Annotated in this window: 21 protein-coding genes; 15 read left to right on the top strand and 6 right to left on the bottom strand. The window is 66.1% G+C overall.

The window, feature by feature from the left end; genetic code table 11:
• Positions 1-45 precede the first annotated feature (45 nt).
• The 9 genes from BAY60_RS29540 (at position 46) to BAY60_RS29500 (ending at position 11704) form a co-directional block, all read left to right on the top strand.
• A complete protein-coding gene (locus tag BAY60_RS29540; RefSeq protein ID WP_112284598.1) occupies positions 46-2277 on the top strand; it encodes a DEAD/DEAH box helicase in 2232 nt (743 codons plus the stop codon).
• A 57-nt stretch (positions 2278-2334) separates the two neighbouring features.
• Positions 2335-3515 (top strand): IS3 family transposase gene (locus BAY60_RS29535; protein WP_112284597.1). Its coding sequence is split into 2 segments (ribosomal slippage): positions 2335-2619 and positions 2622-3515, totalling 1179 coding nucleotides; the frame shifts between segments, so codons are not numbered across the junction.
• Positions 3516-3634: 119 nt separating this feature from the next.
• Entirely contained in the window at positions 3635-3967 is a 333-nt protein-coding gene (locus BAY60_RS29530) for a hypothetical protein (protein WP_146771103.1), read from the top strand.
• Positions 3968-4189: 222 nt separating this feature from the next.
• On the top strand, positions 4190-5533 hold the full coding sequence (locus BAY60_RS29525) for a hypothetical protein (protein ID WP_051172183.1): 1344 nt from the start codon (positions 4190-4192) through the stop codon (positions 5531-5533).
• 76 nt (positions 5534-5609) lie between these two features.
• Complete coding sequence (locus BAY60_RS29520) at positions 5610-7691, top strand: KAP family P-loop NTPase fold protein (protein WP_083715517.1); 2082 nt, start codon at positions 5610-5612, stop codon at positions 7689-7691.
• 125 nt (positions 7692-7816) lie between these two features.
• The gene (locus tag BAY60_RS29515) at positions 7817-8428 is read left to right on the top strand and encodes a hypothetical protein (RefSeq protein ID WP_206078057.1); all 612 of its coding nucleotides are present in this window, start codon (positions 7817-7819) and stop codon (positions 8426-8428) included.
• On the top strand, positions 8425-9795 hold the full coding sequence (gene qatC, locus BAY60_RS29510; protein WP_043832456.1) for a Qat anti-phage system QueC-like protein QatC: 1371 nt from the start codon (positions 8425-8427) through the stop codon (positions 9793-9795). The genes BAY60_RS29515 and qatC overlap by 4 nt, the downstream gene beginning before the upstream one ends.
• The gene (locus BAY60_RS29505) at positions 9792-10550 is read left to right on the top strand and encodes a TatD family hydrolase (protein WP_043832458.1); all 759 of its coding nucleotides are present in this window, start codon (positions 9792-9794) and stop codon (positions 10548-10550) included. Before qatC ends, BAY60_RS29505 begins: the two co-directional genes overlap by 4 nt.
• Before the next feature lie 50 nt (positions 10551-10600).
• Positions 10601-11704 (top strand): AbiJ-related protein, encoded by a 1104-nt coding sequence (locus tag BAY60_RS29500; protein WP_043832460.1) that lies wholly within the window; start codon positions 10601-10603, stop codon positions 11702-11704.
• Positions 11705-11896: 192 nt separating this feature from the next.
• Here BAY60_RS29500 and BAY60_RS29495 read toward each other — a convergent pair whose 3' ends face one another.
• Genes BAY60_RS29495 through BAY60_RS29485 form a run of 3 tightly spaced genes read right to left on the bottom strand, consistent with a single transcriptional unit; the run spans position 11897 to position 14015 of the window.
• The gene (locus BAY60_RS29495; protein ID WP_146771102.1) at positions 11897-12865 is read right to left on the bottom strand and encodes a PDDEXK family nuclease; all 969 of its coding nucleotides are present in this window, start codon (positions 12863-12865) and stop codon (positions 11897-11899) included.
• Positions 12866-12900: 35 nt separating this feature from the next.
• Positions 12901-13713 carry an MATE family efflux transporter gene (locus tag BAY60_RS29490; RefSeq protein WP_072029907.1) on the bottom strand — a complete coding sequence of 271 codons (813 nt, stop codon included), beginning with the start codon at positions 13711-13713 and terminating at the stop codon, positions 12901-12903.
• Positions 13710-14015: a hypothetical protein gene (locus tag BAY60_RS29485; protein ID WP_162473052.1), complete on the bottom strand. Its 306-nt coding sequence runs from the start codon at positions 14013-14015 to the stop codon at positions 13710-13712. The genes BAY60_RS29490 and BAY60_RS29485 overlap by 4 nt, the downstream gene beginning before the upstream one ends.
• 263 nt (positions 14016-14278) lie before the next feature.
• On the opposite strand from BAY60_RS29485, the gene BAY60_RS37385 reads away from it, so the two are divergent.
• The 5 genes from BAY60_RS37385 to BAY60_RS29465 all read left to right on the top strand — a co-directional run bounded on the left by BAY60_RS37385 (position 14279) and on the right by BAY60_RS29465 (position 18684).
• A complete protein-coding gene (locus BAY60_RS37385; protein WP_170160593.1) occupies positions 14279-14437 on the top strand; it encodes a hypothetical protein in 159 nt (52 codons plus the stop codon).
• A 97-nt stretch (positions 14438-14534) separates the two neighbouring features.
• The gene (locus tag BAY60_RS29480; RefSeq protein ID WP_112284594.1) at positions 14535-14882 is read left to right on the top strand and encodes a type I restriction-modification system subunit M N-terminal domain-containing protein; all 348 of its coding nucleotides are present in this window, start codon (positions 14535-14537) and stop codon (positions 14880-14882) included.
• A gap of 121 nt (positions 14883-15003) precedes the next feature.
• Positions 15004-17139 carry a DEAD/DEAH box helicase gene (locus BAY60_RS29475; protein WP_245992860.1) on the top strand — a complete coding sequence of 712 codons (2136 nt, stop codon included), beginning with the start codon at positions 15004-15006 and terminating at the stop codon, positions 17137-17139.
• The gene (locus tag BAY60_RS29470) at positions 17136-18038 is read left to right on the top strand and encodes a restriction endonuclease (protein ID WP_112284592.1); all 903 of its coding nucleotides are present in this window, start codon (positions 17136-17138) and stop codon (positions 18036-18038) included. The genes BAY60_RS29475 and BAY60_RS29470 overlap by 4 nt, the downstream gene beginning before the upstream one ends.
• Complete coding sequence (locus tag BAY60_RS29465) at positions 18031-18684, top strand: DUF3800 domain-containing protein (RefSeq protein ID WP_112284591.1); 654 nt, start codon at positions 18031-18033, stop codon at positions 18682-18684. The genes BAY60_RS29470 and BAY60_RS29465 overlap by 8 nt, the downstream gene beginning before the upstream one ends.
• Positions 18685-19400: 716 nt before the next feature.
• Here BAY60_RS29465 and BAY60_RS29455 read toward each other — a convergent pair.
• From BAY60_RS29455 to BAY60_RS29445, 3 genes are all read right to left on the bottom strand, one after another.
• The gene (locus BAY60_RS29455; protein WP_112284589.1) at positions 19401-20876 is read right to left on the bottom strand and encodes an HNH endonuclease signature motif containing protein; all 1476 of its coding nucleotides are present in this window, start codon (positions 20874-20876) and stop codon (positions 19401-19403) included.
• Positions 20877-21219: 343 nt separating this feature from the next.
• A complete protein-coding gene (locus tag BAY60_RS29450; RefSeq protein WP_211330492.1) occupies positions 21220-21708 on the bottom strand; it encodes a GNAT family N-acetyltransferase in 489 nt (162 codons plus the stop codon).
• A gap of 106 nt (positions 21709-21814) precedes the next feature.
• Positions 21815-22807, bottom strand: coding sequence for a PaaX family transcriptional regulator (locus tag BAY60_RS29445; RefSeq protein ID WP_112284588.1), 993 nt, complete (start codon positions 22805-22807; stop codon positions 21815-21817).
• Between the two features lie 239 nt (positions 22808-23046).
• Between BAY60_RS29445 and BAY60_RS29440 the strand changes: the two genes are divergently transcribed.
• Positions 23047-23961, top strand: a complete 915-nt coding sequence (locus tag BAY60_RS29440) for a transporter substrate-binding domain-containing protein (protein WP_170160592.1) — start codon at positions 23047-23049, stop codon at positions 23959-23961.
• Positions 23962-23978 lie beyond the last annotated feature (17 nt).

The following is a 23978-nucleotide window of genomic DNA, read 5'->3' as shown; positions in this document are numbered from 1 at the left end:
CTAACCCTGTGGCCACCCCAAAGAGAACTGCTTGCGCGGCCAGGAATGAACCCTTTGGATCCAGCGACGCGCCGCTTGCTCTTGTCAGTACCCACCAGCGCCGGGAAAACGTTGCTCGCGCAGCTGATCATCTGCACGCACGTCGCGACACAGCCAGGTGGAGTCTGTTACGTCACCCCCTTGCGCAGTCTTGGGCGAGAGATGCGGAAGGCGCTGTCGGGGCGACTCCGAGTGCTCAACCGTGAGTTGAGTGAAGACAGCGACCTCTTCGACATACTGTCCTTCTCGCAAGACTCCACTGACGTTGAGGTCACGACACCCGAACGACTGATGCACCTGCTGCGTCACGACGCCGACGCTGTGATGCAACGCTTCTCCTTGTTCGTCATCGACGAAGCACACCTACTGGCGCAACCGGGCAGAGGATTCACCGTCGAAGGACTGCTTGCCTACCTCATGGCGGAGGCCGACAACCCGCGGATCGTGCTTCTCTCCGGTGTACTCGGGAATGCTGCCTCGCTCGCGTCCTGGCTCGACGCGGAGCGCCCGGAAGTACTGTTCACGTCCGCATGGCGGGGGCCGCGCCGTCTCCATGCCCTACTCAACACTCAGCCGGTCTGGGAAGCCGCAGTGCGGAGTCCTCGCAAGTCGGCGCAGTGGCCAACGCGAGTTACCGTGCCGCAGGTGGCACAGTTGCGACTACGTCCCGCCGAGGCGGGGCCAGTTACAAAACTGACGACGCGTCCTGAAGAGCCACTCGGAAATTTGGTCCTTAAGGAAGATTCCGGCGGCAAGCTCACCAAGGACAGCGGAGGCACGCCGGCTTACAAGATCTTCGCCGCCGCAGCGTCGATACTGACGCATGCGGGCAGTCTGTTGATGATCGTCTCGTCGCGGACTATGGCCCGTGACGCCGCCAAAGCATTGGCAGGCTACCTACCGCCACGTGAACCCACGCGCGAGCTTGTCGAGTTCCTTCGCGAGCGGCTGGGTGACCAGCATCCGCTCATTGCCTGCGCCGAGCACGGCGTCGCGTACCACCATGCCGGCCTGCCTGTAGACGTCCTTGACGCGATCGAGGAAGCAGTCCGGACTGAGATCGTGCTGGCGATCGTTTCTACAAGCACGCTGACCGACGGGGTAAACCTGCCGGTTCGAACGGTCGTGATCGCCGAAACCCGATTCGAAGGTCAGTACCCTGGAGCCCAACTCGGAGCCGCACGGCTCATGAACGCCATCGGGCGAGCTGGACGAGCCGGCCGTGAGTCCGAAGGCTGGATCGTGCTTGCGCTGCAAAAGCAGTCCGAGCTCAAGGACTTCGACGAGCTCCGCCCGAATGACGAGGCGCTCGAAGCCCGCTCCACTCTCTTGGCAGAGGAGTCGCTGACAGCTCTGGCTGACGCCGAAGAGCTCATCGCCACTACGGCTGACGCCGTCTTTCAGCTTGCGCCGGACACGGTCGTGTCTGACTTCGTGTCGTATACGTGGTTTGTCCTGACGACGCTGCAGCCATTGTGGACGCTCTTCGACGACCCCATACAGATGGACATCGTCCTCGGTAAACTACTTGCATTTCAGCAGATGGACCCGGCGCTTCGGCAACGTTGGCTGCGGCTGGCCGAGCAGGTTCGAGCCACCTATGAACGTACAAGCCCGGCACAGCGGCGGCGTTGGACAGCTGCCGGGACTTCGCTCGGTACAGCGGCACGGCTAGATGCGATTGCCGGTCAGGTAGTTGATGCCGTTGCCACGCGGGAAGGCGAGCTTCGCCAACTAGGTGCGGCTATCCCTGATGAAGCTTGGTACTGGCCGCTCAACGACACCATTCTTCTTCTAGCGGAACAACAAGTACTCGCGCGACTGCTGGCGCAACCGGAGGCCGACAACTGCTGGAAGTTCTGGTCGACGAGAGCTAAGGGAGACAAGAACCTAATCGACGTGTCCATTGTGGATGGATTGACAGGGTGGATAAACGGCCTTGACGTTCCCGCTCTTGCCGAACGGATTCTTCCCGGCCTGGCCGTCGAGTGGCAGTTGGAGCAGACTGTTGACGCCATCAGCTCAACATTTGAACATTACCTGGCTTGGACTGTCGGGGTGCTCATTGAGCAGGCCAACGCTGGCCTTGAGGAGGCTGGCCTCGTAAGCCGCCTTCGACCAGACACTGCGTGGTGTATCCGACACGGCGTCAACACGCCGCATGCCCTGGCGTTGCTCAATGAAGGAGTCCGTTCTCGTCGACTGGCACATGTCATTGGGAGCGAGGGGGGCTGCTGAAGGGATCTGTGACATCTGAGATCGCTTGCTGATGTGCAGGCGTGGAAGGATGTTGCTGTGCCCAAGCCCTATCCCCGTGAGTTCCGTGAGGACGTCGTCCGGGTTGCCCGAAACCGCGAGTCGGGTGTGACGATCGAGCAGGTCGCGAACGACTTCGGAGTCCATGCGATGACGTTGCAGAAGTGGCTGCGTCAGGCCGGCGTCGAAGGCGGCGTGAAGCCAGGCGTCACCACGGATGCAGCGCGGGAGCTGCGGGAACTCAAGCGTCGCAATCGGCTGTTGGAGCAGGAGAACGAGGTCTTACGCCGCGCGGCGGCGTATTTGTCGCAGGGCAATCTGCCGGGAAAAGGCTCTACCCGCTCGTGAAGGAGTTGGCTGCCGCCGGTGCCCGGGTCCGGGTGCCGGTGGCGGTGTCGTGTCGGGTGTTGAAACTCCACCGCCAGCACTACTACGCCTGGCTGGCCTGCCCGGTGAGCGGTGCCGAGCTGGCCGAGGCGTATCTGGCGAACGCGCTCTTCGACGCCCACCGTGACGATCCCGAGTTCGGGTATCGACTGCTGTTCGACGAGGTCACCGCAGCCGGCCACGAGGTGTCTGACCGCACGGTGTGGAAGATCTGCTCGGCCAACCAGTGGTGGTGCGTGTTCGGTAAGAAACGGCGTGGCAGAAAGGCCCGTGCCGGCGCGCCCGTGCACGAGGATCTCGTGTGTCGAGAGTTCACCGCCGATGAGCCGAACCGCCTGTGGTTGACCGACATCTCCGAACACCCGACGAGCGAGGGTAAGCTCTACATCTGCGCGGTCAAGGACGTGTGGTCCAACCGGATCGTGGGCTACTCCATCGCTGAGCGCATGACCTCCCAGCTGGCCGTTGACGCGCTCCAGTCTGCCGTCGCCCGACGGGGCGGCAACGTCGTCGGCTGCACGCTGCACTCCGACAGAGGCGGTCAGTTCCGTTCACGCAAGCTGCAACAATCGTTGTGGCGGCACCACATGCGCGGATCCATGGGCCACGTCGGCGCGGCCGGTGACAACGCCGCCATGGAGAGCTTCTTCAGCCTCCTCCAGCGCAACGTACTCGATCGCCGCCGCTGGGACACCCGGGAAGAACTCCGGATCGCGATCGTGACCTGGATCGAGCGCACCTACCACCGCCGACGCCGCCAAGCCCGACTCGGCCGTTTGACCCCCATCGAGTACGAAACCATCATGAGCCAGGTCGCCACAACCGCGGCCTAAACCGCTGTCACAGAATCATTCAGCAGCCCCAGGCGCAGCGCCAAGGTGTCGAGGTAGAAGATGTCCGGTCCTGGCTCGCAGGCATGCACATCCGAGGCTGGCGGAGCACATTTGACGCCGTGGCGCGCGAGGTGCTCGATCTCTTGCAGTTCATCCGAGCTCGCCGGAACAATGTGCTGCGATCTCTGCTGGAGACAGGACGCGCCCAGGTCACGCTTCGCAGTGAGCTTACAATTTCCCACCAGACGCCAGAGATCGTCTACATTTCGACAACGACTGACGCGCCCTCCGAACTACAGATCGTCAGCGAGTCTGGCCTAGCTGTCGCAGTTGTCGATGTCGATCTACATGCAGATGTCGACGCTGTCCTGGCAAGCGGGCTCGACATCGTCATAACCATGCAAGGCCACGACCTAAACTTTACGGCTCCTGAGATCGTCGCACCCGACTAGCGGGTGAGGAGGCCGATCGTTGACTCTCGCGTCGAACATCATCCCTGGCGGGGGACATCCGGCGTGTCACCCGCAAATTGGCTTGGGACGCTGGTCCGTTCGTGGCATCCTGACCGGCTCGCGTCTGACAGGTCCTCGGCGGGCAGGACGTGACGGGTTGGGATCAGGTTGATGCAGTCATGTCAGAGGCCGCCGGTTCGAGCGGCTGTGGCCTCAGTGCTTGTGGCCGCGCTCGGCGACCTCGCGGAACGCGACGGTGCCCCGAAGGTCGACAAGATGCCCGATCTTCGGAACTGGTGGCGCTACGGCCAAGAGTCCTTTGTCGCGTTACGACCCACTGCCTGGTACATGCCCGAGCGCGTCACCAAGGTCAACTGGTTGGACACGTTCGCTGAGATGGTCGCCGTCCGCGAAGCGATCGACGCTGACCCGATCCTGGGCACCCGCGTCGACACGATGGTCGGGGTTGAGTTCTCGCTCCAACAGCGCAGACTGGACTGGCTACTGATCGAGCACCTGCTCGAACCGATGATCGTCACCACTCGTACCTACGAGTTCGACGAGGCGGCATTCGATCTGCACTACAACCGGCTCGAAGCCGGCCTGCTGGCCGACACTGTCCGACTCGTCGAGTTCATCCCGCTCAACGGCTTTGTGTCGAGCATGGACGAAATCGCCCTGCCCGGCGGCGTGGTCCTGCGCCCGATGACTGACCGGCAGATGAGCCGGGCCATCCAGGTGCTCGCAGCGCCGGCCGAGTTCAGCGGCGGCCCCAACAGCGTGCAGGTCTCACGTTTCCACCAGTGGGCCGTGACCAGGGAACAGAGCTACCCGGTCACGTCGTACAAACAGGGGATGCCCGAACATCCGCGGCCCCCTGCCTTTCCCAGCCTGGAGGAGCCTGTTCAGAGGCTGGTCACCGCGCTGCATGTGGTGTGTGGAGGATCGGTGGTGGCCACGCGTCCGATCCTCCTGCAGCACGACGACGACTTCCCTCGGGACATCGAGGGCAGCGCTACTCTCCCCGCAGTCGGTCTCGCCGACGTCAACCGGCCGACCTTGCTCCTGACCGAGGAACACGTCGACGCTGTGCGCAGGGTGTACGAGGCGCTCGCAGCCCCAGCGGTCGCGCGGGATCGCTCGTTGCAGGTCTCCCTCCGGCGGTTCGTCTTCGCCGGCTCGAAGTCCCTGCCCGAGGATCGACTCATCGACCTCAACATCTGCTCCGAGGCACTGTTCATCAAGCGCGGCAAGATCAAAGGAGGACAGAAGGGAGCACCCGCGGCGGAGGCGGCCGGACAGCTGCTGGCCGGTGACCCGGTGCTCGGGGTCGAGCGAACGGAGATCGAGAGGTTCTTCAAGGAGGCGTACCGGTTGCGGAATGCGGAGATCCACGGTGACCACCCTGTCCAGAAGAGGATGACGCTCCTCGGCGGAGCGAAGAGCGAAGACCTCGCCCGCTTCATTGAGGACCTTGCTCGCCTGCTGGGCCGTGCGATTCAGCTCGTGCTCGCCGAGCTCACTCGGCCACAGCCAGACCGCAACATGCTGATCACGCCTCGGTAACTGACGGTAACAGTACGTGGTCTGCGGCGACACGTCTGTCAAATGACCATCGACGCTGATCGCCGATCTATCCTCGATGTTCGCCTTCGGTCAGCGGCCACCGAGGAGCGGATGCCTCAAGTTGCCGCGTCGGACGGAGCGGGCGATGTGGGCGGACAACGAAACCGAGGTTGATCTTCTCGGCTTCGACTTCCTGGTGGACACCCTGTTCGTGGCGCTCACCGAGCCGCGGCTGCTCCCACTGACGGTGGGCCTGCTCGGGGACTGGGGCTCCGGGAAGAGCAGCCTGATGCGGATCACCCGGCAGGAGCTGCTGAAGATCCGGGACGACGACGAGTCACCGTCACGGTACGTGTGCGTCGAGTTCAGCCCTTGGCAGTACGAGGACTACGACGACGTCAAGGTCGCGCTGATGACGACCGTGCTCGACGCGATCGGCGCACGAGCCGGTCGTGATCAGCAGGAACAGGTGACCAGGCTCCGCAGGTTCGCCCAGGGCCTCGGCCGATGGGGGCGCAGGGGCGGACGGGTCGCAGTGTCTACCGCCCAGGCCGCGGCACCTCTCGCGCTTCTGGCGATAGATCCGAGCATGGCTCCGCAGGTCCTGGACGTGACGAAGGCGGGGGTGAATGCGGCTGCGAGCGAGGCGAACAAGCTGCTGGAAGACCCCAAGGCCAAGCAGGCCGTCTCGGGCAACGGCACGGCTGAGGCAATCACGGACGCTGGGCGGTTCCGGGCGGAGTTCGCGAAGGTCGTCTCGACGTTGGAAGCCGTAGACGCCGTGGTGGTGTTCATCGACGACCTCGACCGGTGCCTGCCCGAGACCGTGGTGGACACCTTCGAGGCGATCCGGCTGTTCCTCAACACGCCCAAGACCGCCTACGTCCTGGCAGCCAACCAGGCGGTCGTGGAGTCCGCGATCGACTCGCGCTACCCGCAGCTGCGGCGCCCCGACGGCGCCGGGATCGGTGCCGACTACCTGGAGAAGATGCTGCAGCTCAAGGTAGCCATCCCGCCGCTGTCCGCGCCGGAGGCCGACACCTACGTCAACCTGCTGCTGGCTGAACTGCGCCTCGACGACGAGCAGTTCGCCAAGGTCCTCGCCGAGACCCGCCGTCGCCGCGAAGCGGGCAATCTGCAGGTGGCGTTCAACGTCGGTATGGCCGGAGCGGTCCTCGGCAACGTGCCGCCCGACCTGGTGCGCGACCTGAACTGGGCGGCGAGCATCGCCGAGGTACTCGGGGGCGGACTGCGCGGGAACCCGAGGCAGCTCAAGCGGTTCCTCAACAACCTGCTGCTCAAGCACCGCAGCGCGCTGCGCCGGAAGATCACCCTCGACCTGCCTGTGCTGGCCAAACTCATGGTCCTGGAGGAACAACACTTCAGCGACTTCCAGCGCCTGTTCGACTGGCAACTCACCGCGCCTGGCCCCATCTCGGAACTCGCGGCTGCGGAGTCTATCGCGCGGGGTGGATCGACCACCGCCGAACCGGACGGCGATGGGGACATATCGCGGCCAGATGAGGGCGAGACCGCCGACGAGTCTTCGGGTGCTCGCCGTTCACCCGCCTCCAAGCGGGGGCGGACGGCTGCCCAACAGCCGCAGGTAACCGAAGAGGTGCGGGCGTGGGTGGACAAACCGCACGTGCGTGCGTGGCTGCGGTTGGAGCCTCCGCTCGGCGAGGTAGACCTGGGGCCGTACTTCACCTACTCCCGTGACAAGCTCGCCTTCGGCGTCGCGGTCACGCGGCTGCCTCCGCACCTGCAGGAGCTGTTCACCAGGGCGCAGGCTGAGGTCGCTGGTGTGCGGCGGCTTGCGTGTGACGAGATCGGAAAGCTGCCTGGCGACGAGCGTGTCCAGCTCGTGGAGGCGTTGGTGGAAGTGCTGACGCGTCGACCGGGCGGCCCGGCCTTCCTCGCAGCGCTCGAACTCGCCGAACGAGCGCCCGACACCCTGTCAGCCATCTGCGACGCCTTGATGCGGATCCCACCCGAGGCCATCCCGCGGGGGCAGGCCGGGAACGCCGTCCGTCGCCTCCCTGCCGACAACCCGACGGTCTCCGCCCTGCTCGACCGGTGGGAAAACAGCGACGCCCCCGGCCTGAAGAGTGTGATCAACACCGCGCGTCAAGCTCAACGACGCAGCGGCCGGCACTGATGGGTACCTCGGCTGATCGAACCGCGGGCAGCGGCGGAGCGTGGACTCCGCTTAAACACGCGACCGCGTCCTATGTGCGCGGGCTTACCTCCGGATCTCCGAGCACCCGCACGTATGCCCAGCGGGTGCTCGCTCGCCACGTTCCCGTGTTGGGTGGAGCTGGCGGCGCTGCGGCCGGTGCCCGTGCCGGACGTAGCGGCGTCCAGCGCCTCGGCGCCTTGCTCGCTGGAGTCGGCGGAACCGGGCTTGAAAACACGCTGACCTCGCTGGGACTGGCTACTCTCGTCGGCCGGACCCGGTTCGACGTGCTCGACGAACTGATCACCTTCATCGCCGGAGACGGCGATGACCTGGACTCCCAAGCCGCCCGCGACGCCGCGTGCGACGTGCTGGACGAGGTCTTCGGCGACGCCGATACGTGGACCGAGTTGACCGACACCGCCGAGATGGCCGTCTCGCGGGAGAACCTGCCCACCCTGCTGGAAACGTTCCTCGCCCAGTACGTCTACAACAGGGTTCCCGTCATCGCCGAACGTCTCAGCCGCATCACCGACCCGCACGCCGTGCGCCAAGCCGACGAGGAAATGCGCCAAATCATCCAGGTCCTGGTCTCACTACGCATCCCCGACGACCCCTTCACGGTCGACTGGGCCGGCCCGGAGGGACGCCAGATCGCCGAGGACACCGTCCGCATGACCTACGAGGCCCTGCAGGGGCTGGACGGAGACGCACAGTGACCACCTACCTGGTGCGCACGGATCTCACCGCCCCGGTGACCGAACCCGACGACGTCCGGCTGCTGGATTGGGCTCCTGGGCGGATTGCGGCCACCATCCAAACTGGCGACGCTGGCCCCGAGTTCTTCACGGGCTGGCGACCACCGCGTGCCGCCGCCGACCTCCTGCTGCTGGGCGCGGCCGTGTACTGCGCCGACAAAACCACCCGACGACGCGGCACGCCGGACTCCTGGACCAGGGACATCACCCTCCGGCTCCCCGTCGAGGCCACCGCTGTCTGGCGAAACGCCGATTTCGACGCCGCCCTGCGGTTTCTGACCGGCGATCACTGGGAGACCCAGCCCTACAACTCCAGCCGGCATCCCCTCGCCGGTGTGGCCAGCGTCCCCCTCGCCGAGCGGCCGATCGGACTCGGCGTCGACGGCGTGTGCCTGTTCTCCGGCGGCCTCGACTCACTGTGCGGCGTCATCGATCTCCTCGAAGAGGACCCCGAACGACGGCTGTGCCTGCTGTCCCACCACGAAGGCGGACAAGCATCCACCGCGCAACAACTTCTGCTCGACGAACTCGGCGAACACTACGGCGCCGAACGCATCCGCTCCCGGCGCCTCTACCTACGTCCCGCACCCCCGAACAACCACCAGGCCCGACCTCTGCCCCGGCCACGCGAGAACACCACCCGGTCCCGATCCCTGCTCTTCCTGTCCGCTGCCTTGGCCCTCGCCGCCGCCGAAGGACCGGCCGTGCCGGTATATGTGCCCGAAAACGGCTTCATCGGGATCAACGTGCCGCTCACCCGAGCTCGTGTCGGCAGCGCGAGCACCCGCACGACACACCCACACTTCATGCACCTACTCGCCACGGCCAGCGCCGCAATCGGCGTATCGAACCGCGTGATCAACCCGTACCGCCTGCGCACCAAGGGCGAGATGCTCGCCGAATCCCGCAACGCCGCTCTCCTGCGGCGCCTAGCCCCGCTGAGCGTCTCCTGCTCCCACCCCGAGACCGCCCGCTACGTCGGCCGCAAGCAAGGCAACTGCGGATACTGCTTCCCCTGCCTGATCCGCCGCGCTTCGCTGGCACACGTCGGATGGGACGACGACGAGTACGCCTACAACGTGTTCGCCGAGGACGACTCCACGATCCTCCTCAACCGCCGCAGCCGCCGCGGAGCCGATCTGCGCGCCGTAATCGCCGGAGCGTTCGCGGATCGACCGGATCGCGACGTCCTACGCAACGGCCCGCTTCCACAAGGCGAACGCGCCGCCTTCACCGGGGTCTGGCGACGTGGACTCGCCGAGCTCCGTACCTGGCTCGCCAGCGGAGCCCGCGGCCCACTGGCCGAGCTGGTGGAGTCTCGATCGTGACCACCGCGGTGCTGACCGACACCCACTGCCATATCGACGCCTACGACAACCCGCTCGCCGTACTGGATGACGCCCGCGCCGCAGGCGTGCACGTGATCGCGGTGACCGAGGACCCCGGCAAGTACCGCCTGCTGCGCACCCGTCTCGGCCGACGCGACGGCGTCGATGTCGCACTGGGCTTCCACCCTCTTCGCGCAGGAGCAGCATCCCCTCACGATCTAGCCCGATTTCTCCGGCTCCTGCCGCAGGCCACGTGGATCGGCGAGATCGGACTCGACTTCTCTCGCGCCGGAGTCGCAACCCGCAAGCAACAGCTTCGCGTGTTCGAGGCCATCTTGGCGGACCCACAGGTGCGAACTCGACCTGTCACCGTCCACAGCCGGGGCGCCGAGCGGGAGACCATCGCCCGACTCGCGCAAGCGCACGTGCCAGCAATCCTGCACTGGTACACCGGACCACTGGCCGCCGTCGACGATGCACTCAATGCAGGGCTCTGGTTCTCGATCAACCCGGCGATGGTCCGGTCGAAGAAAGCCGTGCCGCTGCTCCAACGGCTTCCGCCGGAACGCGTACTGCTGGAAACCGACGGCCCCTTCGCCCGCTCCGGAAGCCGCCCAGCCGTTCCTTCCGATCTGCTCGGAACGCTCGATCACCTGGCACAGCTTTGGGCCATGACGACCGGTGAGGCGCGGAAGGCGGTCGCGAACAACGAACAGCGACTTCGCTGCACCGCCAGCGAGCCGCCGCCAGCCTGACTGACGACCTACTCACCGCCTGCAGCCGACGCCCAGGAGGCACCATCGCCATGACGAGCCGCATCACCGACGTCACCCGGCGACGCCTCATCGAGGGTCTCGCCACCACGGCCTGGTACGGCGTGCTCAACGAAGTCGAGTTCCTCGGGCGCCTCTACGACCTCGACACGCTGCCCACCACAGATTCCCGGTCCACGCAGTTCCCCACGGCGCGCGAGGACATCATCCAGCACTGCATCGCCAACCTGGACTGGCCCGACGACTGGATCTTTTACGACGAGCGGTTCGGCTTAGCGGACAACGACGATGCGCTCCTGCGATTCCTGGCCGAAATGCTGCACCCAGCGGTCCGGACGAACCTGACCGAAGTCGAGCAGCTACACGACTTCCTCAACCAGACACTGGTTCACGACGGCTACGAGATCGTCCAGATCGACGCCATCAGCGGTGCACCCGTCTTCGCCGGCCGCAGGATCGGCGCTGGTGTGCCCGGCTCGATGAAGAACCTGATCTTCGCCGCCGACGGTCCCAAACCGGAGATCGTGTTCACCGATGCGCTCAACAACGACGTCCTGGTGATCAAGAACGAACAGTTCTGCCTCATCTACGACCGGCCGCTGGCGGCGCATGGCCTCACCTGGGCCGACCTGACCAGCTGGTGGGCTGAGCACGAAGGGCTGACAGCGGAACCTGTACGGGAAGTCTCGCGCAGCCTGTACCGGCGGCTCGACCGCTCACTTGGCGACAACGACGCGGAGCGGCGGATCCTGCGCACGTACGCTGAGCGCTACGTCCGGCTTGGCGATGACATCCCGGCCCTGCTCCCACAGGTGTACCTCCACTACGACCCGTACACCCGAGCACACCACGTTCCAGGTGCGGCGCCCTTGCCCCGCCAGCGCATGGACTTCCTGCTGCTCCTGCCGCATCGAATCCGCATCGTGATCGAGTGCGACGGGCGGCAGCACTACGCCGACGAGGCTGGGCGCGCTGACTCCCAGCGGTACGCTGAGATGGTCGCCGAGGACCGTGAGCTACGACTGCGCGGCTACGAGGTCTACCGCTTCGGCGGCGCCGAGCTCATTGATGGCTCGGCCACGGACAAACGGCTTGCCGCGTTCTTCGACCGGCTCGCCGAGCGTTACTCCACCTGACACGTCCCTTTTGGCCGGGATGACAACCTCGCCGCACCGCCACGCGAGCCTCGGATGATGCCGTACAAGCCGTACGGCTTGTAGTCGCAATCCTTCGATCTTAGTCATCGCTCGCACAAGGTGGGGGCCCTGACTGAGTCGTGTCGTACGGGACGTGCATCCTGCCGTACGTGGGCATTCTGCTGCTGATCCTCACCTTGTCTGGAAGAGCCACCGGTCTAGCTCTTCCCGCAGCAGCTCCTTCAGGGCAGCGGGCTCGTCTGTGTGATGAGCACCGATTCGGATGGTATGCACGCCACAGCGATCCCAGTGCCTGTCACGGTCGGCGTCGTCGGCCTTCCGCGTGGTGCCGTAGTGGTGCGGTCCATCGACCTCGATCACTACAGCGCGGCCGTTGCCTAGAACGATGAAGTCCGGGGTGCGCACGCCGGCGTCGCGCAGCTTGGCCGCTGGCAGCGGCATCATGGCGATGGCTCGGTGCCGGGAGCACGCCCGTTGAAGTTCGACGAGCAACTCATAGACCACGATCTCGGCTCGACTACCGAACGTTAACCCGTCAGACACCGGGTAGCCGCCATTCGCTCGCTCCCGCCGGGCCTGGTTGCCTGGCAGCGCAACCGGTGGCTGCTCGGCTTGTGCCCGCCAATCAGCGGCCACCTCCGGCAGCGGCGGTACCGTCGGTTCAACGACGACTCCGAACACATCCTGTCGGCCGTGTTGTCGCAGCACTGGCTCCAGTTTGCTCCAGATACGGTCGACAATCTCGCTGGTGAACTCCGGAACCAACGACGGTGCCACTTCGAACACGGCCTCGTAGGTATCCGACCGCCAGTTGTCGCCGGGCGCCGGGTGGAAGTACCCGCCGTCACGACGCAGAGTCAGCTTGGCCCCCTGCACGAGGCGCTGTGCCAACTCGTCACCAGCCTCACCAAGTAGGTGATGCGTCTGCCCGAGCACCAGGTCGAGTTCCTCAACCGCGTCGTCATCAAGACTCACGCTCTTCAGCCTTTCACTCAGGCACGTCGACCGGAGACAGCAGGTCAGGATTGGCAGCCGCACCCGCAGCGCCGCAGCAGGCGTTGACGCCGCAGCGCACACGTCGGCCGCGTCGCTGTCCGCGGCAGCCGCGAGCCATTTCGGCACCGCCCTGACCTCGTTCAACGCCGCGACCGCTCACGATGTCGTAAACGTGTACGTCAGGCGGCAACAGGCTCGCCCCGCTCTGCGTCTTGCGGAACGCTGCTCAGGCGCTGATCGCCCTCGATCCGCGCCTGAAACTCGGAACGCACGGCCTTGACCAGCCGCCGCGCCTGAGTCGCACCTATGCCCAACTGAACACGAAGCGTGTCCGCCGAAATTGGCTTCTGGTGCGCGGCACGATGCGCAGCGTCTGCTTCCCGAGCCAACGACAAGAGCTTCTCCGGCGAACGCTTCTGCCGCGTCAGGCCGGGCCCATCCCGGTCAGCTACCTCGTCCTCGTTGCTATCGCTGCCAGCCGGGCTGGCTCCAGGTTTCTCCCGCACGAGTACCTCCGGCTGCTCTTCAGCAACCGCACCGCGTGTGGCCGTCGAAGCACTGCATTCACCGATTGCCTGTAGGAAGCTCGGGCCTACTTCAGCCCAGCCGATCAAGAGGAGCGGCCCGACGGCGTCGAAGGCTGCTTTTCCGTACTCACCTGCCACTACTGGGTCGGCCACGTTCAACGCCAACGTGACCACGCTCGCGAAGATCAGGAGTCGACGAGCCGGCCGCAGTACCTCCGCCGACGCGCCAGCGAGTGCCAGATGCCGGGTACCCAGCAGCAGACCAAGGATCGACAGATCGACCGCGGGTGCGACGAGCGGCGCGACCCAGACTGGGACTCCGAGCCGGAGGGCGAGGTTGAGGACGTTGCCGAAGCCGAAGAGGAAGGTGAGACCGACGACGACGCCCATGATCACGGTGACGGCCTTCACGACGGTGGCCGCGTCCGAACCTGATCGAACTGACATAGCTGCGGGCCGGGTCATCGAAGATCACCTGCTTCGACGCGCGGACGTCCATGGCTGTCTCTCGTGGGGATGCCGCGTTCACGCAGCTTGTTCAGCACGGTGGTGTGGTTGACGCCCAGGTGTTCGCCGACTCGTGCCAGGGACCAGCCGAGGTTGTAGAGGTGGATGGCGTGGTCGACCTGGTCGGGGGACAGTCCGCGGCGGCGCATCGGTACGCCGTGCCGGTGGAGGATGTTGCTGACCGTTCGTCGTTCGATGCCGAACCGGTCACCGAGTTCGTACACTGTCGCGCCGGACTGATAGCCCGCGATCAACTCCACGACTTGATCGGCACCGAGTTGTCGGGCACGCCGGGGCCGATCGCGCTCGATCGACGGCGGCTCGGGCGTATCGAGGCTGGGAAGCTTCTCACGGAGCTCTTCCAGGGCTCTGACCTGGTCTTTTATGTTCGAGTAAGGTCCCCTAACCTCCACCCTAGGGGCCTTGCGAGAACATTGGGCCGAATCAATGCCTCGAGTAGGGCCTCAAGTCCGTTACTCATAGTAGGGCCGTCTTCCCAGCGGGAGGCGGTCCTATTGCTGTCATGGGTGCGAGACGTGCCGTCCTTTATGTGATGCCGGTCACCCTGGATATGGTGCAATCGGGCAAACGGCTGCTTGAGCTGGTGGCCGGTGATCTTCTCGTCTTCGATGTAGGCGGCCTCGAAGAGGGCTTGGTTCAGCAGGCGGCGCTGAATATGTAACGACGGCCGTTCGAGTGAAGAAAGATCACAGCTTCGTCAAATCCGGACGTTCCCGGAAACATGATGTAGCCCACCAACGACGAAGCGAAAGATGCCCATGAGCACGACGCACACCCGCCTGGCCGCCTCCATCTTGGCGGTCGCCGACCTGCTGCGCGGCGACTACGAGGAGTCCGAGTACGGCAAGGTGATCCTGCCCTCCACAGTGTTGCGACGGCTGGACTGTGTCCTGGCTCCGACCAAGGCCGCCGTGCTCGCGTGTAAGGCTGAGCTGGCTGAACGAGGCATCCAGAACGAGCGGATGCTGAAGACGGTGTCGAAGGTGGACTTCTACAACACCTCGGAGCTGGACTTCGTCTTCGCGGTGCGGGACCAGGACTACGTCGGATGCAACGTCCGGTCCTACATCGGGGCGTTCTCCGAGAACGCCGGCGTTCGGGTGTAGCCACCGTGGGGATCGAGAGGAGACGGCGATGACAGGGGTCCACCCTCCACCACCGGCGAGGGCTGGGGCGCCGCAGAGGCCAACAAAACCTGCCGAGCTCGCGCGCCATCTGATCGCTCACGTGCAGGACCTGGCCGCGCGGGGAGCGCGGCTGCTGCAGGTTCCGCACGCCCTGCGGCAGAGCGCGCAGCAGCAGACCACCATGCTCTCGGACGAACAGGTTCTCGCCGAGCTGCGCAGGCGCCCGGTGGGGGATCTTCGCAGCCTCATGGAAGGGCGCGCTCGGCTCGGCAATCTCGAAAACGCCGGCTACAAGACCGTCGCCCACGTCTACCAGGCGCATCCCGCACAGTTGCTGCGCGTGGCCGGCGTCGGCAGTCACACCGCGCAGGAGGCCGTTGCCGCCGCGCACAAGCTCGCACGGCAGCTCGCTAAGGAATCCCGTGTCCGCCTCGACCCGGTCGGCAAACCCGTCGGCCACACCCAATTGCTCGCCACCCTGGCCGCTGCCCGGCACGCCGACAGCGCCGCCTCCGCGCTGCGTGGTCCGATCCAACAGATCCAAGCCCAGACCGCGCCGCTGCTCCCGGAAGTCGAACGCGCCACCAGTAAATGGCGGATGGCCTTCGCCGGGCGGCGGAAAAAGGACACCCTCGCTGCGCTCGGCAAGCTCCAGGCGATCCTCGACGACCCGAACGTTGTCGCACTGCAGAACAGCATCTACAGTGCCGAACAAGCCACCGACCCGCGCAACTACCAGCCAGAGCAGCTCTGGCACGGCTACACGGTCGATGCTGCCGCGTTCAACGCTCTGTTGTCGACGGTCGGCGGCGCCGGCCATACCGAAGACCGGGAGGCGGCCGAAGGCTTCATCGGGCCCGAACTCCGCCAGAAGATCTCGGCCGAGCCACTCGACACCAGGCTGTTGAACGCGACGCTGCGCGAGTACCAGGCATTCGGCGCCAAGTACGCTATTCATCAGCAGCGCTCGATCCTCGGCGACGAGATGGGGCTGGGCAAGACGGTCGAGGCACTCGCCGTGTTCGCGCACATGGCGACCAAAGGGCAGCACCGGTTCATGGTGATCTGCCCGGCGAGCGTTCAGATCAACTGGATGAAGGAAATCGAGCGGCACACCGATCTTGCCGCGCACCTCCTGCACGGCCGCGACCGCGAATCTGCGGGCAAAGGCTGGCTCCGTACCGGCGGTGTCGCCGTCACCACTTTCACCACGGTGGGCTCGCTCCAGTGTCTCGAGGACGCCGAGATCGCGATGCTCGTGGTCGACGAGGCCCACTACGTCAAAAATCCCGACGCGAAACGGTCCCAGGCCGTCGCCGAGGTGCTCGATCGTTCCCAGCGCGCCCTGTTTCTCACCGGCACGCCGATGGAGAACCGGGTCGAGGAGTTCCGCAACCTCGTTGCCTACCTTCAGCCGTGGCTGGCCGCGCGCATCGACCCGGCGGATGCCATCGCGGGCGCCAAGGCGTTTCGCCGTGCCGTCGCTCCAGTTTACCTGCGTCGCAACCAGGAAGACGTGCTCACCGAACTCCCCGACAAGATCGAGGTCGAGGACTGGGTCCAGCTTTCCTTGACGGACGAGGAAGCCTACCGCAAGGCGGTGAAAGCAAAGAACCTCATGTGGATGCGCCGGGCCGCGTTCGACTCACCGGACTCGGCCAAGCTGGAACGTATCCGCGAGATCGTCGACGAAGCGGTGGAGGACGGTCGCAAGGTCATCGTGTTCTCCTACTTCCTCGACGTCCTTGGCGCGATCCAGAGGACTTTGGGCGAGATCGCCATGGGCCCGTTGACCGGCTCCGTGCCGCCGGCGATGCGGCAGCAGTTCGTGGACCACTTCACCCAGCGTCAGGGCAGCGCCGTGCTGCTGTCCCAGATCGAAGCGGGCGGCGTCGGGCTGAACGTGCAGGCCGCATCGGTTGTGGTCATCGCCGAGCCGCAATGGAAGCCGAGCATCGAGGAGCAGGCCATCGCCCGGGCCTACCGGATGGGGCAGATCCATACCGTGCAGGTCCACCGTATCCTGGCCAAAGGCAGCGTCGACGAGCGAATCCGGGAGATCCAGGAGCACAAGCAGCTGCTGTTCAACGAGTTCGCGCGCAAGAGCGACGCCAAGGACGCCGACGCCCGCTCGGTTGACACCTCGGAGCACCGGCCAGCCGTCCTCGACGATGAATCCGTGCCTACCGAGCGCAGGGTCATTCTGGCCGAGCAATACCGTCTGGGGGTGCGATGACGGTGCCGCAATGGCATGAACTCATGGCTCCGATCATGCGGCAGCTCACCGACGTCCGGGCGCGGCGTTGGCGTGAGTTGCGAGATGGCTGTGTTATCGCGTTCGGCCTGACTGATGCGGATTGCAGGGAGAAGATCGCGAGTGGACAGGCCAGGCTCGACAACCGCGTGCAATGGGCGACGTCGCATATGTCCCAAGTGGGACTCATCGAAGGGCCCCGCCGCGGTTTCGCCCAGCTGACCCGCCGAGGGTACGAGGTGCTCGATGAGCGCGGGGATGAGATCACACCCGACTATCTGCTTCGGTTCGCCGAGTACCGGGACTTCAGAAGCCGGACCCGCGCCCAGAGTACCGTCCACGCCGCCTCGCCGATGGCGACAGATGCGGAGACGCCGCTGGAGAACATCGCCGACGCTGTCGCCGAGGCCACCTCAGCGTTGCATGGGGAACTGCTCAAACGGATCATCGAACAGCCACCGGAGTTCCTCGAGAAGCTTGCCTTGACGCTGCTCAACGCGATGGGTTATGGAGACGCGGCGGGCAGCGAGCATCGTGGCCGCTCCGGTGGCGGCGGCATCGACGGCGCCATCCGGCAAGACGCGCTGGGGCTTAACACCGTCTACCTCCAGGCAAAGCGGTATACCGATGTCGCTGTCGGCAGGCCCGACATGCAGAAGTTCGTCGGCGCGCTGACCGGCGTCGGCGCAGATCGCGGCGTGTTCGTGACCACCAGCCAGTTCAACCAGGAAGCACGGGCGTACGTGGAACGCATTCCCAATCGGATCGTGCTGATCGACGGTCAGCGCCTGGCGGAACTGATGGTTCAGCACGACATCGGCGTCCAGGTGAAGGACACCTTTGTCCTCAAACGCGTCGACGAGGACTTCTTCGATGAGTGAGATCTACATGTACGCCGACGAAACCGGCGACCTCGACATGAGCGGTTCTCCCGGCTCCAGCACCTACTTCGGGTTCGGAACGGCCGTCTTCACGCGAGACCACGGTCAAGAACTGTGGGAAGGTCTCCAGCTGAGGTGTCATCTCGAGCGGCGCGGTGTGAAACTCCCGAAAGGCCTCCACGCGAAGAACGACTCGCCGGCGACGCGCGGTGAGGTCTTTGAACTCATCCATCGGCAAGCGCCGCGGCTGGATACGACCTTTCTGTACAAGCGCAACGCCTACGACTCGATCAAGGAGAAGGGGTCCGCATACCTTTACAAGGTCGCGTGGTACCTGCACTTCAAGGAGATCGCTCGGCGGGTGACCAAGCCCGGTGACACGCTGTACGTCATCGCGGGTTCGTTGCAGACGCACAACAAGCGCGACGCGATTCGCCATGCGCTCGAAGACGTCTGTAACCAGGTCGCGCATCGCCGGACCATTGTTCCGTGCATTTGGGACGCCCAGACATCGTGGGGAATCCAGGTCGCCGACTACGTACTGTGGGCGGTGCAGCGCGTGCTGGAAGGGCGCAAGTGTTCCTGGTACGAACCGTGCGTCGAGCCCACACTGAAGACGAGGTTCCTACCGTGGGGGCAAGCGTGATCGAAGGCAGGAAAGAAGCCGGCTATCTCGGTCTCCCGAGAAGTGGTCCCCTGGACCTCTTGTCACCGGCTTGTACGGCCAGACTACGAACAACTGTGCGATCTGTCAAGTTGAGACGGGGAATGAGCCCGCGATGACCGCGCATCACGAGGTCCGTTTCGAGGGCGCCATCGAAGCTGTCCTGCTGGAGTCGGGCTGGCACCAGGGCTAGCGGGGCACCCAGAACGACACCTAGGAGAAACTCCGTGCCTACTACGGTACCGACACCGACGAGGCGCAACGGCTGATCGCATGGAGGGTCGCCCAGGAGCTCGACACGCGCGGTGCCCTTGATGTGCTCTGGCACGGGGGCAAAGACCGTGGTCACCTGATCAGGCTCGCCAACGTCAGCCCCGCGCACACCCTCGCCGAGGACGTGCTCGTCCAGTACCGCCAGAACCGCCTGTCGGTCACCAGGCAACTCACCTACTCCGACAGTGACCGGGGCAAGAACTTGACCTCGCGCTGTTCCTCATGGGTGCACCGGTCTTCGTGCATCCCTGGGACGTGACGACGGGGCCACCGGTGTACAGGATGCGCTGGCTACCGGCGCGCTGCTCGGCGGACTGTTCGCAGCCGGCTTCGGGACCGCCTGCGCGGTGTGGTTCGGCGTCCGGGTCTCGAACGAGCGCCTCGATCGGACGATCAACAGCGCCACAGGTCCCTGTGCAGGTCTGCTAGGGCGCGGGGAGTGGGGTGGCGTGGTGGTGTCGTCGCAGGATGGCTTCGAGGGTGCTGGCGCCCCTGCGGTGTCGGTGGTGTCGGTGATGCTGTGGTCGTCGGTCCGGTGGCCCGGGTAGCCGTATCTTCGGTTTGGGTTGTCCGGGTGTCCACAGCGGACTCTGCGGACGGTGGTGGCTCGGGGTTGGGGCCTGGGGTTCGAGGATGGTGTCGGCGGGTTTGGCGTAGGTTCTGCCGGTGGGGGTGGTGACCAGGCTCAACCGGCTGCGCGGCGTGATCTGGACGTTCCAGCCGGGGTGGTCGCGCAGGTAGTGGTGGTGTTCGCAGCGGGGTGCGAGGTTGCCGGGGCTGGTGGGTCCGCCCCGGTGGTGTTCGTGTTGGTGGTCGAGGTCGCTGCGGGTGGCGGGGCGGTGGCAGCCGGGGTGGACGCATTCGCGGTCGCGGGCGCGGATCAGCGCCGCCAGTGCCGCGTTCGGCCGCCGGTGGTGGGCGCCGACCCCGGTGACCACCCCGTGTTCGTCGGTGATGACCTTGCGCAGCACGCTGGCCGGGTTGGTCAGCATCTCCCGGGCGATCGCCGCGGGGATGGGGCCGTAGCCGTCGAGGTGGCAGCCGTGTTCGGTCATCGTCAATGCCGTGGTGACCGGCAGGTGCAGCGACACCATCGCCGCCGCCGCGGGCACCGTCGCGCCGGGGTGCTGGCCGAGCAGCAACGCCGCGGTCACGTCCGCCCGGAGTTGTTCGAGGGTGCGGGTGTCGCCGTGGTTGCGTTGCTGGCGGGCCAGGGCGTCCACCCGCGAGTAGGCGCTGGCGGCGACCTCCGCCGGGAGCCAGGCCGTCAGGGTGGACATGCCCTCCTCACCGGGGATCAGCTCCAGGTTGCGCTGCTCGCGGGCCTGCCGCGCCCGGGCCAGGACACCCTCGGGGTCGAGGGTGTCCACCAGCCGCCGCGCGGCCCGCACCACCCTGGCCGGATCGGCCAGATCGACCTTGCCGCCCCGCACCTTCGCACACAGTCGGGCATCGATCTCCGCGGCCACGGCGTCGCTGACTGGTGTGGTCACCTCCGCGATGCGCCCGGCGGTGTAGCCCTCGAACTCCCCGCCCCGCAGCAGCGCGAGGACCCCGGGCAGCCGCCGCAGACCCTGCGCCCGCGCGAGGCGCTGCTGCGCCTGCCGCCGGGAGACCCGCAACTCCAGCGCCACCTCATCGGCGACATACCGGTCCCCGCCGCGCAACGTGTCCAGCCGGGCCAGGGCTTCGGCCTCGAGCGCGTCGGCCTCCGCGCGCCGCCGCCGCGCCGCGGCCAGCACCTCCACACACTCCTCAGCAGCCGCGCGACCCGGGTTGCGGGTGAACGCGGCCAGCAGCTCACTGTCGCGCAGCCGCACCACGTCCCGCACACCGCGCGCGGCCGCCCGGGGCAGGAACAGGGTCCCCGCCTCGCTGGTGCGTCTCACGAACTCGGCCACACCACCACCCTACCGCTATTCGAACACACGTTCGATCACACGATCAGGTAGATCCACGGCGCGAACCCTCCACATCAGACCACTGGTGTCGCCACCCGCCGGTGCGCGAGGGCGATGCTGTTGTCCGGCGCCGGTCCGGACCCTGCAAGGAGCCAACAATGGCCGCCGGCGGCATCGAGGCCGTTGCCCGCCGCGTGCTCGAGGAGGTCTGCCCGCGAACGACGAAGCCGCCCTGGCCTCGCTGATCAGCGACCAGTTCGTCAGGCCACGGGCGTTGGCATGGACAACGGCCGCCACTCCCGCCTGATCAGTCCGAACACCCACGTGTCGGACACCTCGCCGTTCACGACGCATTGTTCCCGCAGAGTCCCTTCCCGCACGAATCCGATCTCTTCAGGACCCGGGCTGATGCCACGTTGCGCGTATCGGTCTCGGCCTGAACTCGATTCAGGCCCAGTGTGTCGAATGCCCACCGCAGCAAGGCGTGCGCGGCTTCTGTCGCGTAGCCATGGCCCCACATCGCCTCGTCGAGGCAGTAGCCCAAGGACGCGCTGCGGTGGTCGGGGACCCATTTGCTCAGACTGCACCAGCCGACGAACGTCCCGTCAGAAGCACGGTCGATGGCCACGCGCGCCCCGGTGCCCTCGTTCGCCATCTTCCGGCACCTGGTGATGAAGCGCTCGGCGCGGGCCCGCTCGGTCCACGGTGGCGAGTCCCAGTAGCGCATGACGAGGGTGTTGCTGTGCAACGCGAAGAGGAGGTCCGCGTCGGCGTCGGTGAAGGGTCGCAGTCGCAGGCGAGCGGTGCGTAGTCGGGGAGTGGCCAGGGTCATGCGCGCCATCGTGCCTCATCGTGGGACGCGCAGAACACCGAATACCCGAGCAGCGGCACGTGCTCCTCGCGGTACCAGCGTGCCGGTGATCGCATGGATATGCGGCTTACGACCGACTGGCCTCCTCGAGCCTGCGGGCCTCGGCGGCCTGCTCGAACGGCGTGTCCCCGTGCGGCCTGCGGTCGCCCAGTTCGGCGTAGAGCTTCGCGACGGTCGCCGAGTCGTGGTGCGTGACGAGGTCGGCGAGCTCCGGTGCGACCGTGCCGATGATCTGCCGGAACCGCTCCTCGGCCAGTGGGCCCAGCAGGTCGTAGATCCGCACGAAGACCTGCTGGGCGCGGGGCCGGTGCCAGTCCGGCGGCAGTAGCTGAGCCGGCAGGTCGGGATCGATCTCCGGAAACCGGCGCCAGTCCACCCGCAGCTCGGTCCGCATGCGCAGCGCCTGGGCCGGATCGATGAGCCCGGCATCCAGGTTGCTCAGCAGCGGCTCGTAGCGGTCGGCGAACGTCCGGTACTCCTCGTTCAGACCGGCGACGTCGAACGCCGATCGCGGGCAGCCCTGCTCACCGCCTCCGGGGACCTCGACACAACGCAACACCGTCGCGGTGTCCAGCCCGAGCTCCGCCAGCGTCTCGCGAGCCTGCTCGCCGCGGTCGTGCGGGCAGACCCAGAAGCCGTCGTACAGCGCGGCGAACCCGAGCAGCCGCAGCCGGGACCGCAGGGCGGTGCGCACGCCGCGTGCCTGTTCCGGCACGGAGAAGCCGACCACCGTCCACCAGCCGTCCCATTCCGGCGCGTTCGCCCCGAAGCTCAGCATCCGGTGGGTCCGCTCGATGACCACCTCCGACGTCCTTGGCGGGATGCCGTACGCCGTGGTGCGGCCATGACGCGAGACGACCAGCAGCCCGCGCCCGGCGAGCCGGCGCATGGCGGCTCGCGCGCCGTCGGTCGTCACGTCGAAGTCGGCGAGCAGCCGGACGAGAGCCGTCGCCGGGATGTGCTCATCGCGCCAGTACCAGAAGTCACCCAGCAACGACGTCAGCAACAGCTGTGGCTCCGGGCCGGTCTGCGACCTCGGCAGGGCCCCCGTTGTCGTCATCGCCCATCCCCACCTCGTCGGTTCCGGCGGCGTTCCCGGCAAGCGTACGACGGACGCGGCCGCTCGCCGATGCACACCGGGACGGCGGCGGCGTCCGGACCACGGGCTTGCTATAAGCGACACTTTGTGCGACGCTCGTCGTCATCATAGACAGTACAGCTTCCGTGCGGCGACGCGGGGGTTTCAGCTCACACCACGTCCACGCCTGGCACAGACCCAATGCAGGGAGAAACATCGCCATGCGCCACTCATTCGGTCCCCGATTTCTGCTTGTCCTGACAGCCACGGTCGGCCTGGCCCTCGCCGGTTGCGGCTCGACGTCCGGAGACGACGAGGGTTCCGGCAACGCACCGGCCGCTTCGGCCCCGGCGCTGCACGACGCGCTTCCCGAGTCCATCAGGGAGTCGAAGGTGCTGACCTTCGCGGGCGACTCGCATCCGCCTTACCGGACCGTCGGCCAGGACGGCAAGACGATCACCGGGATCGACAAGGACTTTCAGGAGGCGCTGGGCAAGGTGCTCGGCGTCCGAACCGAGATCGCCATCGTGGACAACCTGCCCGCCGCACTGCAGGGCATGCTCAGCAACCGGTACGACGCGTTCAACGGCCCGGTTAAGGCCACGGCCGAACGCGAGAACCAGTTCGACACGGTCACCTGGATGACCACCCGCACCTCCTACGTGCTGCCCCGGAAAGCGGCGGCCGGAGTCGAGGACGCCGGCGATCTGTGCGGTACGAAGGTGGCCGTCACGAAGGCCAGCATCAGCGCGGAGCAACTGGCCCACCTCTCCGACTACTGCGCGCAACGGGGCGAGGACAAGGTGACGCCGATCGAACTGGACGACACCAACGCGACGGTGCTCGCCGTCCAGTCCGGACGTGCGCACGCCGCGGCCACCACGCAGGCCTCCGCGATCGACATCGTGAAGCAGCAGAAGGATCTCACCTACGTGACCCAGACGGAGGAGCAGGGCGCGACCAAGGACAACCTCGCGCTGTTCGTCCCGAAGACGAGCGGACTCGGCCCGGTGATGCACAAGGCATTCCAGGAGCTGTTCGAGAACGGCGACTACGCCAGGATCATGGAGAAATGGGGTCTCACCGACGTGATGGTGGAGAAGCCCCTTCTGAACGTCGCCACCAGCGAGCGCTGAGGCGCGAGGAAACCGGC

This window comes from Prauserella muralis (assembly GCF_003202285.1).
Taxonomy (GTDB): domain Bacteria; phylum Actinomycetota; class Actinomycetes; order Mycobacteriales; family Pseudonocardiaceae; genus Prauserella_B; species Prauserella_B muralis.
Note: the sequence above shows the minus strand (reverse complement) of the source record. Positions and strands in the feature narration are given on the sequence as shown.